13 protein-coding genes are annotated in these 14,637 nt (G+C 72.2%); 11 read left to right on the forward strand and 2 right to left on the reverse strand.

Annotated elements, in window-relative coordinates; translation table 11 throughout:
- Positions 1-40: 40 nt before the first annotated feature.
- Together SLAV_RS31745 and SLAV_RS31750 are read right to left on the reverse strand one after the other, a co-directional pair.
- Entirely contained in the window at positions 41-1,681 is a 1,641-nt protein-coding gene (locus SLAV_RS31745; RefSeq protein WP_051841093.1) for a trypsin-like serine protease, read from the reverse strand.
- Between the two features lie 185 nt (positions 1,682-1,866).
- Entirely contained in the window at positions 1,867-2,382 is a 516-nt protein-coding gene (locus SLAV_RS31750) for a hypothetical protein (RefSeq protein ID WP_199922184.1), read from the reverse strand.
- A 561-nt stretch (positions 2,383-2,943) separates the two neighbouring features.
- Between SLAV_RS31750 and SLAV_RS31755 the strand changes: the two genes are divergently transcribed.
- The 11 genes from SLAV_RS31755 (at position 2,944) to SLAV_RS31810 (ending at position 14,591) form a co-directional block, all read left to right on the forward strand.
- Positions 2,944-6,321 (forward strand): hypothetical protein, encoded by a 3,378-nt coding sequence (locus SLAV_RS31755; protein WP_037687655.1) that lies wholly within the window; start codon positions 2,944-2,946, stop codon positions 6,319-6,321.
- A gap of 374 nt (positions 6,322-6,695) precedes the next feature.
- The gene (locus tag SLAV_RS31760) at positions 6,696-7,379 is read left to right on the forward strand and encodes a methyltransferase (RefSeq protein WP_030232580.1); all 684 of its coding nucleotides are present in this window, start codon (positions 6,696-6,698) and stop codon (positions 7,377-7,379) included.
- A complete protein-coding gene (locus tag SLAV_RS31765) occupies positions 7,363-7,632 on the forward strand; it encodes a CDGSH iron-sulfur domain-containing protein (protein WP_030232584.1) in 270 nt (89 codons plus the stop codon). The genes SLAV_RS31760 and SLAV_RS31765 overlap by 17 nt, the downstream gene beginning before the upstream one ends.
- Before the next feature lie 191 nt (positions 7,633-7,823).
- Positions 7,824-8,261: an oxidoreductase dimerization domain-containing protein gene (locus SLAV_RS31770; RefSeq protein WP_030232586.1), complete on the forward strand. Its 438-nt coding sequence runs from the start codon at positions 7,824-7,826 to the stop codon at positions 8,259-8,261.
- A 23-nt stretch (positions 8,262-8,284) separates the two neighbouring features.
- Complete coding sequence (locus SLAV_RS31775) at positions 8,285-8,773, forward strand: flavin reductase family protein (protein WP_030232588.1); 489 nt, start codon at positions 8,285-8,287, stop codon at positions 8,771-8,773.
- Positions 8,774-8,976: 203 nt separating this feature from the next.
- On the forward strand, positions 8,977-9,519 hold the full coding sequence (locus SLAV_RS31780; RefSeq protein WP_030232591.1) for a hypothetical protein: 543 nt from the start codon (positions 8,977-8,979) through the stop codon (positions 9,517-9,519).
- A 1-nt stretch (position 9,520) separates the two neighbouring features.
- Positions 9,521-10,096, forward strand: coding sequence for a hypothetical protein (locus SLAV_RS41850; RefSeq protein ID WP_208754741.1), 576 nt, complete (start codon positions 9,521-9,523; stop codon positions 10,094-10,096).
- Positions 10,097-10,333: 237 nt separating this feature from the next.
- On the forward strand, positions 10,334-11,839 hold the full coding sequence (locus SLAV_RS31795; RefSeq protein WP_051841113.1) for a GMC family oxidoreductase: 1,506 nt from the start codon (positions 10,334-10,336) through the stop codon (positions 11,837-11,839).
- A 78-nt stretch (positions 11,840-11,917) separates the two neighbouring features.
- Complete coding sequence (locus SLAV_RS31800; protein ID WP_030232599.1) at positions 11,918-12,736, forward strand: inositol monophosphatase family protein; 819 nt, start codon at positions 11,918-11,920, stop codon at positions 12,734-12,736.
- 71 nt (positions 12,737-12,807) lie between these two features.
- Entirely contained in the window at positions 12,808-13,404 is a 597-nt protein-coding gene (locus tag SLAV_RS31805) for an NADPH-dependent F420 reductase (RefSeq protein ID WP_030232601.1), read from the forward strand.
- A 164-nt stretch (positions 13,405-13,568) separates the two neighbouring features.
- The gene (locus tag SLAV_RS31810) at positions 13,569-14,591 is read left to right on the forward strand and encodes a helix-turn-helix domain-containing protein (protein ID WP_051841094.1); all 1,023 of its coding nucleotides are present in this window, start codon (positions 13,569-13,571) and stop codon (positions 14,589-14,591) included.
- Positions 14,592-14,637 lie beyond the last annotated feature (46 nt).

Consider the following 14,637-nt stretch of genomic DNA (forward strand, 5'->3'; position numbering starts at 1 on the left):
GGAGCCGGACCGGGTGTCGGAGAGTGCGTCAGGGCGCGCGTCAGAGGGTGCCGGCGAGCGTGATCGCGCCGAGCGTTCCGGTGACGTTCCGGGCGGCGACCGGCGCGGTCGGGCCCCAGGTGCGGTCGGTGTGGCGGATGGTGTGCACGATCCGGTCGTCGGTGGTCGTCACGGCCACCTGGAGCTCGCCGTCGACGGTGCCGGCGGCCACGGACCTGGCCGTCACGGTGCCGAGGTAGTCCTTCAGGTCACCGAAGGGCGCCCAGGTGGCGTTCCCGTAGCGGACGGAGTGGTACTGGCGGGTGCCGTTGTCGGTCGCGATGACGATGTGGGCGTCGCTGCCCGCACCGGCCATGGCCACGGAGGTGATCGGTCCGGTGGCGCCGGCCGCCCGGGCCACATCGCCCCAGGCGGTCCACTGCCCGTTGGTGTGACGGATGGAGTGGTACGCCTTGCCGCCGGTCACGGCCACGAGCTGCAGCTCGCCGCCGGCGCTGGCGGTGGCGACGGAGGTGACGGAGCCGATCGGGCCGACCGCGCCGGCGACGTCGCCGAACGGGGTCCAGGTGCCGTTCGCCCCGCTGCGGACGGTGTGGAACACCTTGCCGCCCGCGACGGCCACGACGTGCAGGTCGCTTCCGATCGACACGGTGGACACCTGCGTGATGTTGTTCAGCTCGCCGGCCGCGGTGTTCACGTCGCCGAACGCGCCCCATGTGCCGTCCGCCTTGCGGATGGTGTGCTGAAGACGGCCGTTGCCGCCGAGCGCCACCACGTGGGTGTCGCCGTTGATGCCGGCCACGGCGGCCGTGCGCACCCCGCCGATGTTCCCGGCCTTGGACTGGACGTCGGTGAAGCCCGTCCAGGAGCCGTCGGCCAGCCGGATGCCCTGGTACAGCGTGGAGCCGGCCTGGACCAGCGTCTCGGCCTTCCAGCCCGGGGTCAGGGCCCGCACCGACTGGATCCAGTCGGTCAGGTCGTCGGTGCGCGCGCCGATGGCGCCCGTACGGGTCTCCGTGGCCGGAGCGCCGAGGCAACCACCCTGCCAGGAGCGGGAGTTGATGCCGACCAGTTCGCCCGCGGAGTTGAGGAGCGGGCCGCCTGTGTCGCCCTTGCAGATCGCGTCGGTGCCCTTGCCGGCAATGGCGTAGGTGGTCGCGTCCGCGGTCGCGAGGGTGAAGGAACCGGTGTGGAGCTTGTCCGGGACCCATTCCGTCTTGGTGCGGCCGAACCCGGCCGCCGTCAGCTCGGCGCCCGCGGCCGGTGCGGCGGTGGCCCGCTTGACGCCCGCGATGCCGGTGGCCGGCGTGGCGAGGCGGGCGAGGACCAGGTCGCGGTCGGTGCGCGGCGCGAGGTCGACCACCTCGACGGCCCTGCCGTCGCTGAGGGTCGCGGTGCCCTTCAGCGCGGGCTTGCCGGCCGGCGCCGGGGTGCCGGGGGTGGCGGCGAAGCAGCTGCCCGCCGTGGCGACCCAGTTCTCGTCGACGAGGACGCCGGTGCAGCCACGGGAGTTGGCCTCGTCTCCGATGTCCAGCCTGACGACGGAGGAGAGCTGTCCGGCGGCGGCTTCGGGGCCGGTGAGGGCGAGGGCCGGGGTCGCGGAGATCAGGCCCGCGGAGACCGCCGTGGCGGACACGAGGAAACCGGTGATCCGCGGAGTGCGCGTACGGGAATCGGACATGGAGGTTCCTTCGAATGAGCGGATGCGTGGGAAATCGACCGGGGTGGCCGCCGTGAATTCGACCTCGGCCGCGCGCGAGGGCACCGCGACAGGTCGCGGGTGCGGTCGACACGGGACCGGATCCGGCGTGCGGAAAATGGGAAAGCGCATCCCGGCAAAGACCGATGCCGGGGCTGCCCGGCGTGTTACTTGGCGGTCCGGATTTCCAGGAGCATGAAATCGCGGCCCTGCTCGTCCGCGCTTTCGCCGACCGGGGTCCACGCGTTCTTGTTCACGTCGAAGGATTTCTCTTCGGCGCCCGTGGTCATGTCGACCTTGGCCGAGTAGCTGTTGCCCTTGACGGCGAACACCGCTGGAATCTCAAGGGTCAGGTATCCGGTCTTTCCGGTGACGCGGAAGCAGATCTTTTCGTTCGCGCGAGACCACACCTCCATCAGGTCGGTGGCGCTCGCGCAGTCCGCGAGGAGGATGTGGCCGTCACCGCGCTTCAGGGTGATGCCCCGCTCCGCGAGGATCTTGTCGGCGTTCGGGTAGCCGAAGTCCTCGATGGCGTAACCAGGGCCTTCGTCCGCGGTCGGCCTCATCGCGGAGCTGTCCGCCGAGGCCCCACCGATCCCGCCGGTGGTGATCGCGCACCACGCCAGGGCGCCCGCGCCCAGCGCCGCGCCCACCGTGCGGAGCATCGTCTTGCGTGCCTTCATCGCTGTCCTGTCGTCGGTTCGGGGAAAGCCCGAAGCATGTGTCAACGCGGAGGTGAAGGCTGCTGTCCAGCCGAAGGAAAATGAACCCGCACCAGGGTTCACCGCCCCGTGGAAGCCCCCCACTCCCCGAAAGAGCGTAACTGTAGGCCCGATGTGCCGGCTCCCCGCAAAGGGGCAGGGGCATGGCGGGTGGCGGAGAGATGGAGCACCGCCGGGCCTTCCGTATGGAAACACCAGAGCGTGAATCCAGTCAACGTGCGACGCGTGAGGTATGTCACGTCACTCGGGGGTTTCTCGTGTTGCCTGGACTTTTGAATTCCATTCCGCTTTTCCGGAGTATCGGATTCCATATTTGGCCGAGTCTGGAATAAGTGTCCTTATTTCGTCGAACGGGTTTTCAATACGGTGCCTTTCTGCGTAGGGTCACGATGCGCAGCCGCCCGTCCCGGCCTGACGTCCTTACGGGGCAGGGGACTTGGCCGCGGCCATCCCAACTCTCCGTCCGGCCCCGTCCGTCCGCCCGTGTGCGGACCGCCGGAGGCTGATCCCGAAGGGACCGTTTTGGACACCATCTTCTGGAGCAGGCGCCGGATCCTCGGCGCCGTCGCCGCCACTTCGGCCGTCGCGGCCACCTCCAGTCTCGTGCTCAACCCCCTGTCCGCGTGGGCCGATGACACCCCGCCGCCCGCGGGCGACCCGTTCCTGCTTCCGGACACCGAGCGGGCCAAGGTCGTCAAGGCCTGGATCCTGGGCGGCAGGGCCGTCCGCGCCGCCGCCGCGGCCGCGCTGACCGGCTCCGACGCCGACGTGCGCAACTTCCTCGACAACAAGCTGGCCGCCGAATCGGCGCAGGACAACCGTGTGGCGGTCATGAGCGGCCTGGCCGCGGCCGGCAAGGGGACCCGCCGGGAGGCCACCGCCGCGCTCAACAACGGCGACGCCTCCATCGCGGCGTTCCTCGGGGGCGGCTTCAAGGCCGCCATCATGGAGGACCTGCGGGTCGCCACCTCGACGGTGATGGCGGTGGGCGGCAAGGCCGTGAACCGTACGGGCAACGCCGCGCTGAACAACGGCGGCCAGCCCGCGCTGGAGGCGTTCCTGCTCGAAGGCCAGTACACGGCCCGGCTGGAGGACCTGCGCGTCGACGCCTCCAAGCTCATGGTCCAGGCGGGTCCTGAGGTGCAGAAGTACGCCAACCGGGCCCTGTCCGGCAGCCCCGACGACATCGTGTGGTTCCTGGAGACGGGGCAGCACATCGCGCGCGCCCGCGACCAGGAGCGCGTGAAGATCGAGGAGCTCGTCGCCGTCGTCCAGCGCGAGGGCAAGAACGCCGAGGCCAAGACCCAGCAGGCCGAGGAGTCCGCGGCCCGCGCCGTGGCCGCGGCCGCCAAGGCCAGGGAGGCGGCCGAGAAGGCCGCTGCCGAGGCCCAGGCCGCGCAGGACGACGTGGCCTCCGCCGGCCGGGCGGCCCGCAAGGCCGGTGATGCGGCGAAGGGCGCCGCCGACGCCTCCCGCGTCGCGATCAACGCCTCCCACGCCGCGGTCGAGGCCTCGCGCCGGGCCGCCTACGCCGCCGCGGCCGCGAGCCAGGCGGCGGCCAGTGCGGGTTCGGCCGCGGCCACGGCGTACCGGGCCGCGATCGCCGCGTCCAAGGACGCCGGCCAGACGGCCGCCGCCAAGGACGCCGCCGTCGCCGCTCGCAACGCCGCGGCCAAGGCACGTAGCGCCGCGGAGGCCGCCAACTACGCCGCCGACGCCTCGGCGGCCTCCGCCACGGCCGGCGCCGCCGCCGCTTCTGCGGCCCGCAACGCCTCCGCCGCCGCAAACGCCTCCTCGGCCGCCGCCTCCGCCGCGGGCGCGGCGCAGTCCGACGCCGCCGAGGCCAAGCGCCAGGCGCAGATCGCCAGTTCCAACGCCACCATCGCCACCAACGCCGCCGGCACGGCCCAGGCCCTGGCGAACGCCTCCGCCGCGGCCGCCCGTACCGCCCGGGACGCCGCCAACAGCGCCGCGGCACACGCCGACAAGGCCGCCGAGGCCGCGGAATGGGCCGTCAAGTACGCCGGCCAGGCCCTGGAGTACGCGAACAAGTCCACCGAGTTCGCCAACGAGGCCACCAAGGCCGCCAACAACGCCACCGAGGCCGTCAACAAGGCGATCGACGTGGAGAAGGCCGCCCGTGAGGCCGAGTGGCAGCGCCTGAACGAGGACACCCAGCGGGCCGTCGAGGAGATGCGCCTGATCGCCCAGATCGAGGCCAAGGAGAAGTCCGAGTACGAGCGCAAGCGGACCCAGGCCGAGCAGACCAGCCAGGCCACGAAGGACCTCGTCGCCCAGGCCGAATCCGCCCTCAAGGCGGGGAACACCGCCGCCGCCACCGCGCTCGGCCGCAAGGCGGCCCTGGCCCTGATGGAGTCCAAGGGCGGCTGGACCCAGGAGGCCGCCCGCTTCGCCCTCGCGGGTGCGGACGCCGAGATCCACGCCTGGATCGACGTCGACCGCCAGATCGCGCAGCGCCAGGACGACCGGGAGTCGACCCTCTTCCTCTCCCGCGTCTCCACTCCGAACGTGGCCTTCGGCGCCGCGGCGGCACTGGCGAGCAGCGAGCCGGACGCGGCCGGCACCTTCCTGAGCACGGGTGCCGTGCAGGCGGCCCAGATGGACAACCGCGTCGCCGTGGCCCGCGTCCTGAACGAGAGCCCCGGCGCGGCGGTGACCAAGGCGGCCAACGCCGCGCTGGACGCCGGGACGGCCCAGGCGCTGTACGACTTCCTCACCGGCGGCTTCGAGAAGGCGTTGCAGGAGGACGACGCGGTGGCCACCGCGACGCTCCTGCGGACCGGGGGACCGTACACCAAGGCCCACGCCCAGGTCGCGATGGAGGGACCGGCGTGGATCCGCCGCAACTTCATCGCCGGCATCCAGTACAAGAGCGCGCAGCTCGACGCCGACTCGGCCACCCACATCGCCGCCATGCAGGGCGCGATCGCCGCCGCCGCGAAGATCGCCCAGAAGGCGCAGGAGGACGCCAACCGGGCCCAGCAGGCGGCCGCCCTGGCCCGCAACGCCGCGGCCGAGGCGCAGCAGTGGGCGGACCAGGCGACGGCGTCGGCCCTGCAGGCCGAGACCTACGCCCAGCAGGCGAACACCCTGGCGAACAACGCCGAGCAGTCGGCGAAGAACGCGCAGGCCTCCGCGGACCAGGCGAGCCAGGCGGCCTCCAACGCCCGCCTCGCGGCCCGTTCGGCCAACTACTCGGCCAGCCGGGCCATCGAGTCCGCGCGCAGCGCGGTCGCCTCGGCCAACGCCGCCCAGGCCTCCGCCTCCGCCGCCCGGGCCTCGTCGCTCCAGGCCAACCAGGACGCCTCCACCGCCGCTGCCGCCGCCAGCCAGGCGTGGCAGATCGAGGGCGAGAAGCGCCGGACCGAAGCCGCCGCGGCGGCCAAGAAGGCGGCCGAGGAGGCCCAGGCGGCCAAGTCCTCGGGCCTCAACCAGTGCGACACGACCGCCTACGACTCGGTCAAGCCCGAGTCCGAGGTCGGGGACGCGAAGTGGTGGGCCGACTACCTCCACAAGGCCGGCATGTACGCCGGGCTCGCGGGCGCGGGCATCGGTCTCGTCGGAATCGGCGTGGGCCTGTTCTTCCCGCCCGCCGGCGCGGTCATCATGGCCGTGGGCCTGGGAGTCGGCATCGGCGCGGCCATCCTCGACGTGGGCAGCGCGGTCTTCTACGGGATCGGCTACGGCTGGTCGAGCGGCGAGTTCAAGCACCAGGCGGCCATCGCGGCCCTGAGCGTGGTCACCCTCGGCGCGTCCGGGGTGATCGGCGCGGCGGCGAAGGGCATCTCCAAGGGCGCCCACGTCGTGAGCCAGATATCCGAGGTCGCCCACGAGGCGGTCTCACCCATCGTCAGCTGGCTGGGATCCAAGTTCCACTGATCCCGCACGACGGGGCGGGCAGCGGCCACCGGCCGCCGCCCGCCCCACCGCCATGCCCGCTCCTCAGCCGCCTCCGCGGCGCCGGAGGCGGCCGACGGGCGCCGAGGCCAGGGCTCCGGCCCCTCCGACGGCTCCGCGCGGCGTTCGGGTCCAGCACGGGCACGTCCGCCACGGCCGGCGGCGTGCTGTGCACGGGCGCCCCGGAACGCGCATGTTCATCCGATCCTCCCAAGACCGGCCGATTTCCGGATAATGAGCGATCGGACGGGCAGGCGCACAGCCTCAGCAGTCTGCCGGCCCCCGCCGTTCGTCATGGCGGGCGTGCCGGCCGGTCGAGGAGGTGCGCCGTGTCCTGTCCGGCTCCGGCCGGGAGGATGCTGCCCGCCGGCCTGATCGCCCTGCCGGGTGTGTACCGGCCGCAGGCGGACACCCGGCTCCTCGCGGCGGCGCTCGACCACGAGGACCTGGGGCCCCGGACCCAGGTGCTGGAGATCGGTACGGGCACGGGCGCCCTGGCCCTGCACGCCGCGGGCCGCGGCGCGCGGGTCACGGCGGTCGACGTTTCCTGGCCGGCGGTGCTCACGGCACGCCTGAACGCCCTGCGCCGGCGACTGCCCCAGCGGGTGCTGCACGGACACTTCGCGGCGCGTGCCGCCCCGCTCCGCTTCGACCTGGTCCTCGCCCATCCGCCTTACGTCCCCGCCCCGCGGGCCCGACTGCCTTCCCACGGGCCGCAGCGCGCCTGGGACGCCGACCCTGACGGGCGCAGGGTCATCGACCGGATCTGCTTGGCCGCCCCCGCCCGGATCTGCTCGGCCGCCCCCGCCTCGCTGCGCCCCGGCGGCATCCTGCTGATGGTGCATTCGGGGATGTGCGGGGCCGAGGAGACCGTCGCCCGGCTGACCCGGGCGCGGCTGGCCGCCGAGATCACGGCGACGGCCTCCATACCGTGGGGCCCCGTACTGCGCTCCCGGCGGCCCTGGCTGGAACGCCAGGGGCCGGCGACCCGCGCCGAGCTATGGGAGGAACTGGTGATCATCCGTGCCCGGCACCTCTGACACAGCCGGTTCCGGCGCCCCGGACCCGGCGTACACCGCGGCTCCCGCCCGCCGGGTGTTCGTCGATGCGCGGGGCCCGGTCGTGGTGGAGGGTCCGATCGAGATCGTCCTGGAGACCGGGACGGTCGTCCGGTCCGACCGCTTCATGGTCGCGGTGTGCACCTGCCGCCGCAGCCGTACGTACCCGTGGTGCGACACCAGCCACCGCCGCCGCGCGCGGACCGTCCCGCCGCCCGAGGACAGGAACCCGTGAGGGCCACCAGCAGGGCGAACCGGTCCATCCCGGGGTCGGGGGCGGCAGACAGCCCGTCCGGCTGCAAGGCCCGCCGCCGTGCGGTGTCGGCGGCCGCTCGCGGCGCCCCCCCCCGGAGACCCGGGAACTCGTCGGGCGCGGGCCAGCGCGCCAGCGCCCCGACCCGGCCGAGGGACTCGTAGGCTGACCGGGTGCGCCACCACGATCTTGTCGTCATCGGTGCGGGATCCGGCAACGCCGACGTCGACGACTCCTTCGCCGATCTGGACGTGGCCATCGTCGAGGAGCGCTGGTTCGGCGGAACCTGCCTGAACGCCGGATGCATCCCGAGCAAGATGCTCGCCCACACCGCGCACATCGCCCGGACCGTCCGCGAGGCCGGGGCCTACGACGTGGATGCCTGGGCGCTGGAGGACACCACCGGCTTCCGCAAGGTGCTCGCCGAGCCCGGAACCGGGCGCATCCTCGGCGCACATCTGATGGGCGCGCAGGCCCCCACCCTGATCCAGCCCCTGGTCCTGGCGGCGACGCTCGGTATCGACGCCGTCACCCTCGCCAGGTCCCCGTACCGGATCCATCCCGCGCTCACGGAGGTCGTGGAGAACACCCTCCTCGACCTCGGCCTGTGAGCCCACCCCGCCGAGGAGGCGCCGTGACGGAGCTTGACCCCTTCACCGACGATCTCGACGGCCCGGTGTACGTGGTCACGGTCGCGGTCGGTGCGGAGCGGGCCGGGTGCCTGGTGGGCTTCGCCTCGCAGTGCTCCATCGACCCGCCGAGGTTCATCGTCTGGCTGTCGGTCGCCAACCACACCTACCGCGTCGCGCGCGGGGCCGAGTACCTCACCGTGCACCTGCTCCGCCGGGACGACCGGGCACTGGCGGAGCTCTTCGGAGGGGAGACGGGGGACCGCGTCGACAAGTTCGCCGCGGTCGGCTGGCTTCCGGGGGAAGCCGGAAGCCCGGTCCTGGCGCAGCTGCCCACCTGGTTCACCGGCCGGATCGAAGGGTGCATCGAGGGCGGCGACCACGTGGGCTTCCTCCTGGCCCCCGCAGCGGTGTGCCGCCCGGGCGACGGCCCGCCGCCCCCGCTGCTCCGGTACCGGGAGCTACGGAACCTGGAGCCCGGACACCCGGCCTGAGGCCACGGACGGCCGCCCCCGCCGGCCCCGGCAGCCGGTCTGCTGCGCGAGCTCGACCGGCGGGGCCGGCGGGTCGTCCTCGTGACCACCGCCGGGCCGCACCGCTTGAGCCGTGACCTGTCGGGTAGGCGCAGTGCACAGGAGAACGCCCAGGGACAGCCGCACGAAGGAAGTCGGACAAGGCCCCAGGACGGAGGCCAACAATGTCGAACACCACGCTCATCGTCATCATCGCCGTCGCAGCCGTCGTCGTGATCGCGCTCGCGGTCGGACTGTGGATGGCGGCGCGCCGACGGCGTCTGCAGAAGAGGTTCGGACCCGAGTACGACCGCGCGGTCGAGGCCGAGGGCGGCCGCATGGCCGCCGAACGCGACCTACGGGCCCGCGAGGAACACCACGACAAGCTTGAGATCAAGGCGCTGCCACCCGAACGGCGAGACCGGTACGCCGTCGAATGGAGCAGCGTCCAAGAGCATTTCGTGGACCGGCCGGAAGGCTCCGTGAAGGAGGCCGACGAACTGGTGTCGCGGCTCATGCGCGAGCGGGGTTACCCCACGGACGACTACCGCGGTCAGCTGCGTGACCTTTCAGTCGAACACGGCCGGACCCTGGAGCACTACCGGGCCGCCCACGACGTCAAGGTACGCAGTGCAGGTCACCAGACGACGACCGAGGAACTCCGCGGGGCGATGGTGCACTACCGCGCCCTGTTCGACGACCTGCTGACCGACCAGAGGAGTCGTTGAGATGCAGAACCACGCGAGCAGCAACGAACGAGTGGGGGACGCCGGAATCACGACGGAGGACATCGCCCATCCGGCGTCGGAGCCGGCTCCGGAGACCGGATCCGGCGGCACGCCGGCCGACGGGCGGACGACGCCCGTATACCCGGGGGAAGCCACCATGGACACGGCTGACACGGCTGACACGGCTGACACGGCTGACACGGCTGACACGGCTGACACGGCTGACACGGCTGACACGGCTGACACGGCCGATACGGCCGACACGGACCGAGGACCGGAGGCCGGCTCGGCGTCGCAGACCGGTGTCGACGAGCCATTGCTGGGTGCCGAGGACACCGCGGAGTACCACAAGAAGTGGAGCGAGATACAGGGCCGGTTCGTAGACGACCCGCAGGAGGCGGTCAGGTCGGCGGACGCCCTGGTCGCAGAGGTGATGCAGACGCTCGCCCGTTCCTTCTCCGCCCACAAGCAGGGACTGGAGGAGCAGTGGAGCCAGGGCGAACAGGTCGCGACCGAAGACCTGCGGCTGGCGCTGCAGCACTACCGGTCGTTCTTCAACCGCCTCCTGAACACCTGACCCGCGTCGGGTGCCCGGTGTGGGTGTTGCCCGAAGAAGGCAACACCCATACGGGTGACGGACCTCGGCACCCGTATGGCGCTGAGGTTCCGAACGAACGTCGCGGAGGTTCAAGTACGCGCCGTGTCGGCATTCCTAAGCTTCGACGGCAGAGGGAAACCCGGGCTTCGATCATCGAGGAGCCCCTTTTTTGAAGCCCGGTGGTCGGACAGTGCTGCCGTGGGAAGCGGAGACATGATGGGCCGGCGTCCTTATGACTATGTCGTTGTGGGAGCGGGGACAGCGGGGTGCGTGATCGCATCCCGGCTTACGGAACGCCCCCGCGTGCGGGTGCTGTTGCTGGAGGCGGGAGCCCGGGACGCGACCGAGGCGATGGCATCTCCTTGGGGGTTCCTGGGGTTCGACCCGTCCACCCTCTGGCTGGGCTCCTCGACCGTGCAGGCCGGTACGGGCAGGGCCGCCGACGTGCTGCGCGGTAAGGCGCTCGGCGGATCGTCGAGCATCAACGGCCTCTACCACCTGCGGGGGCACCGCTCCGGTTACGACGAATGGCCCGGACTCGGCGCTCCGGGCTGGGGTTTCGACGATCTGCTGCCCCATTTCCGCCGCAGCGAGAGCACGCGCGGTCGTGATGCCTCCGTGCGCGGCACGGAGGGGCCGGTCGTGGTCGCCCCGGTTCCGGAACCCCACCCCCTGGCCATGGCGGGCGTCGACGCCGCGGTGCAGGCGGGGTTCACACGCGCCGATGACATCGGCGGCGGGCTGGAGACCGGGTTCGGGTGGAGTGACATGAACCTGCCCGGCGGCGCCCGTCAGAGCGCGGCCGACGCCTACATCCGTCCGTTCCTCGGCCGGCCGGACCTGGACGTCGTCACGGACGCGACCGTGCGGCGGCTGCGCATCACCGCGGGCCGCTGCACCGGCGTCGAGTACACCGTGGGCGGTCGGCACCTGTCCGTCGAGAGCGCCGAGGTCATATTGACCGCGGGGGCCATCGGTTCCGCGCACCTCCTGATGCTGTCAGGGATAGGCCCGGCACGACACCTCGGCGAACACGGCATCGGCGTCGTCGCCGACCTGCCGGGAGTGGGATCCCATCTGCAGGACCATCCGATGGCGGCAGTGGTGTACGAGGCCGGCCGGCCCGTACCGTTCGTTCCCGCCAACCCGCCGGCCGAAATGATGGGCCTGCTGTACAGCGACCCCGCCGCGCCCCGGCCGGACCTCCAGGTCTACGTCGTCGCCGCACCGCTCCCGTCGGCATGGGGCCAACCGCCGGCCAACGGCTACTCCATCGCCTTCTCGGCGATGGCTCCGTACAGCAGCGGCACCGTGCGCCTGGCGGACGCCGATCCCGCCGGCGCTCCCGTCGTCGACCCCGGCTACCTGAGCGACGACCGTGACCTGGAGGTCATGCGCAAGGGCCTGGCAGTGGCACGCCGCATCGGGGAGGCCGACGCCTTCGCCGACTGGCGGGGGCAGGAAGCGGTGCCGGGCCCCGGGACGAGCGGCGCATCCGTGGAAGAGTTCCTCCGCAAGGCCACCGGCCCCTACTTCCACTTCACCGGCACCTGCCGCATGGGAACCGACGCCGATGCCGTCGTCGACCCTGCGAACCTTCGCGTACACGGGCTCGCCGGACTGCGGGTCGCCGATGCCTCGGTGATGCCGTCCATCCCCTCGGCCAACACCAACGCGACGGTCTACGCCATCGCCGAACGGGCTGCCGAACTGCTCGGCTGAGCCTCCTCCCGCGCGCGGCCGCCCCGCCCACGCTGCCCTCCCCCGGCAGCACCTCCCCCCTCAGACAGGAGCACCACCATGTCCGGAACGCTTCGGACCACTGACGTCGTCACCTCCGACGCCGACCTGCTCGACCGCACCGCGACCGCCGTGCGCGCCGCCGGTGCGGCGCTGCGCGAGCGCTTCGGCGAGGTGGTCCGCTACGAGACCCGCGAAGAGCTGATGCACGCGCTCGCCGCCAACGACAGCGCGGCGCTCGACATCCTGCGCCCCCGTCTCACGAGCCTGCGTCCGGAGGCCGGTTGGGTGGAGGACGAGCTGGACGGCGGGGCCCTGCCACACGGCGAGTGGTGGGTCGTGGACCCGGCCGAAGGCAACGTCAACCACCTGCACGCCCTGCCCGAGTGGGCGGTGACCGCCACCCTCGTACGGGAGAACCAGCCCGTACTCACCGTGGTCCACCTGCCGTTGACCGGCGAGACCTACACCGCGCTCACCGGCGCCGGCGCCCACCTCGACGGCCGGCCGCTCCACGTCTCCGGCACCGCGGACCTCGGCCTGAGCATCGTGGCCACCAGTCAGGCCCGGCCCGACGAGGACGAGAAGGTCGTGCGGCGCGTCGGCTCCTCGATCACCGCGATGCTCTTCGACGCGCTCGTCGTCCGCACCGCCGTACCCGCGACCCTGCACCTGACGAACGTGGCCGCCGGCCGGACCGACGCCTTCTGGCAGTTCGCCGGCGCCCGCGCGGACCTGCTGCCAGGCGCGCTGCTCGTCACCGAGGCCGGCGGACGGATCTCGGACGCCGAGGGCCGCCCCTGGACCCCGCAGAGCGGGAGCTTCCTGGCCGCCGCGCCCGGCGTCCACACCGAGGCCGTCGCCACACTCTCCCGCTGACCCCACACACCACGCCTCGCACACCACACCCCGCACAGCACATCACGCACCCACGCAAGGACCACATCACCATGACCACGATCGCAGTTCTCGGAAACGGCCGCGTCGGCGGCAACCTCGCCACGGCCCTCACCCGGGCAGGGCACGAGGTGACCGTCGCGGACCGCGCACCGGGCGCCGCCGCCGACGCAGCCCGGACGGCCCGGATCGTCATCAACGCCACCCCGGGCGACGGCTCACTGGACCGGCTCGCCGCCCTGCGCGAGGAACTGCACGGCAAGATCCTCGTCGACGTCTCCAACGCCACCGTCGACGGACCGGACGGACTGCCGGCCGACCTCGTCTACCCCGGCTCAAGCCTCGCCGAACAGCTCCAGGAAGCACTCCCCGAAACGCACGTCGTCAAGACGCTCAACACCATGCTCTTCCCGGTGATGACCGCGCCGGCCGCGCTCACCCAGTCGCCGACGGCCTTCCTCTCCGGCGAGGACCCCCTGGCCAAGCAGACCGTCCGCGAACTGCTCGTCGACCTCGGCTGGAACAAGGACTGGATCACCGATCTCGGCGGCATCCGGACCGCCCGCGCCACGGAGGCCGCCATCCTCTTCGTGCCGCACGTGATCCGGTCCACCGGATTCACCCCCTTCGCGATCTCGATCGCCCGCTGACCGCCGAGCCGCGCGAGCGCGACCAGCTCTGCCCCTCCATCGCTGCAATGCGAGCCGTCTATAGGAAGATTGGCACGGTGTTCACATGAGTCATGGCGCCGTCCTGCGGAACACGGTCACCACAGGACGGCGTCGAAGCATGCGTACGAGAGGGCCGGAGAGGGATGCACGGTACTGGAGCGGAGGTCGACGGCGCGCGCGGGGTGTTCGCGGTGGACTCGACCGCCCCGGGCTCCGCACCGCGGGGACTCGACGAGTTCCGGCGCGGATGGGAGACGCAGGTCGGTGACGAGGTCTTCCAACTGCCGGCCTTCAGCCCGGACACGATCGGTGACTTCCGGGTCAAGGGCACCGTCGCCAAGGTGCACGGCGCGGCGATCGCCGATCTTCACGCCGCGTCGGCGACCCGGACCGCGGACGTCCCTGGCGGCGATCAGGATCTGGTGGCCATGTACGTCGTGCGGCGCGGCGCGTGGACGCTGGGCGGCCCGCCCGGTTACGGCGACCAGACCGTGCCGGCCGGACAGTTCCTCGTCCGCCACCTCGGGCGCCTGACGGCCTTCGAGACGTCGGCGCACCTCACGGCGAAGTTCCTCGTCCTGCCTCCTGGCGAGCTCAAACCCCTCCTCGGGAACCGGGTCGTCACCGGGCCGGCGGACTCGGCCGAGATGCGCTTGCTGACGGCCATGACGGACATGGTTCACACGACCGTGGCCGACCTCGGCCCCGCCGGTGTGGCAGCTGCCCAAGGCACCCTGATCGAGCTGACCAAGGCGGTGGCGAAGGGCCGCTTCGACGACGTGGAACCCCGGTTGGCTCCCGCGCTCACCCAGGCGGCCAAGGACATCGCGGACCGTCGGCTCGCCGATCCCGACCTTTCTCCGGCGATGCTCGCGCGCGAACTCAACGTCTCCGTCCGCACGCTGCACCGGGCGTTCGCCGCGGTGGGCGAGCAGGTGACCACCTACATCCGCCACCGGCGACTGCACGAGGCCCGGCTCGCCCTCGTCGCGCCGTCAGGGCGCCTGAGCATCTCGGAACTCGCCGCGCACTGGCAGTTCGCGGACGGCAGCCACTTCACCCGGGCCTTCAAGAAGCACTACGGCCAGACTCCCACCGAGTACGCCCGCTCGACCGCAGCAGCCACGCCCTCCCCGCACCGCGGCGCTGCGTCCCCGACGAGCTGACGACAGGGCCGGTCACCCGGGGAGGGCGGTTTCCCTTCCGGGAGCC

This window comes from Streptomyces lavendulae subsp. lavendulae, from assembly GCF_002803845.1.
Lineage (GTDB): Bacteria > Actinomycetota > Actinomycetes > Streptomycetales > Streptomycetaceae > Streptomyces > Streptomyces lavendulae.

Bases quoted from the DNA above. Each gene is read 5' to 3' on its own strand.
- SLAV_RS31795 (WP_051841113.1), top strand. From the start codon at position 10,334: ATGGGCCGGCGTCCTTATGACTATGTCGTTGTGGGAGCGGGGACAGCG.
- SLAV_RS31750 (WP_199922184.1), bottom strand. From the start codon at position 2,382: ATGAAGGCACGCAAGACGATGCTCCGCACGGTGGGCGCGGCGCTGGGC.
- SLAV_RS31810 (WP_051841094.1), top strand. From the start codon at position 13,569: ATGCACGGTACTGGAGCGGAGGTCGACGGCGCGCGCGGGGTGTTCGCG.
- SLAV_RS31805 (WP_030232601.1), top strand. From the start codon at position 12,808: ATGACCACGATCGCAGTTCTCGGAAACGGCCGCGTCGGCGGCAACCTC.
- SLAV_RS31780 (WP_030232591.1), top strand. From the start codon at position 8,977: ATGTCGAACACCACGCTCATCGTCATCATCGCCGTCGCAGCCGTCGTC.
- SLAV_RS31745 (WP_051841093.1), bottom strand. From the start codon at position 1,681: ATGTCCGATTCCCGTACGCGCACTCCGCGGATCACCGGTTTCCTCGTG.
- SLAV_RS41850 (WP_208754741.1), top strand. From the start codon at position 9,521: ATGCAGAACCACGCGAGCAGCAACGAACGAGTGGGGGACGCCGGAATC.
- SLAV_RS31760 (WP_030232580.1), top strand. From the start codon at position 6,696: ATGCTGCCCGCCGGCCTGATCGCCCTGCCGGGTGTGTACCGGCCGCAG.
- SLAV_RS31800 (WP_030232599.1), top strand. From the start codon at position 11,918: ATGTCCGGAACGCTTCGGACCACTGACGTCGTCACCTCCGACGCCGAC.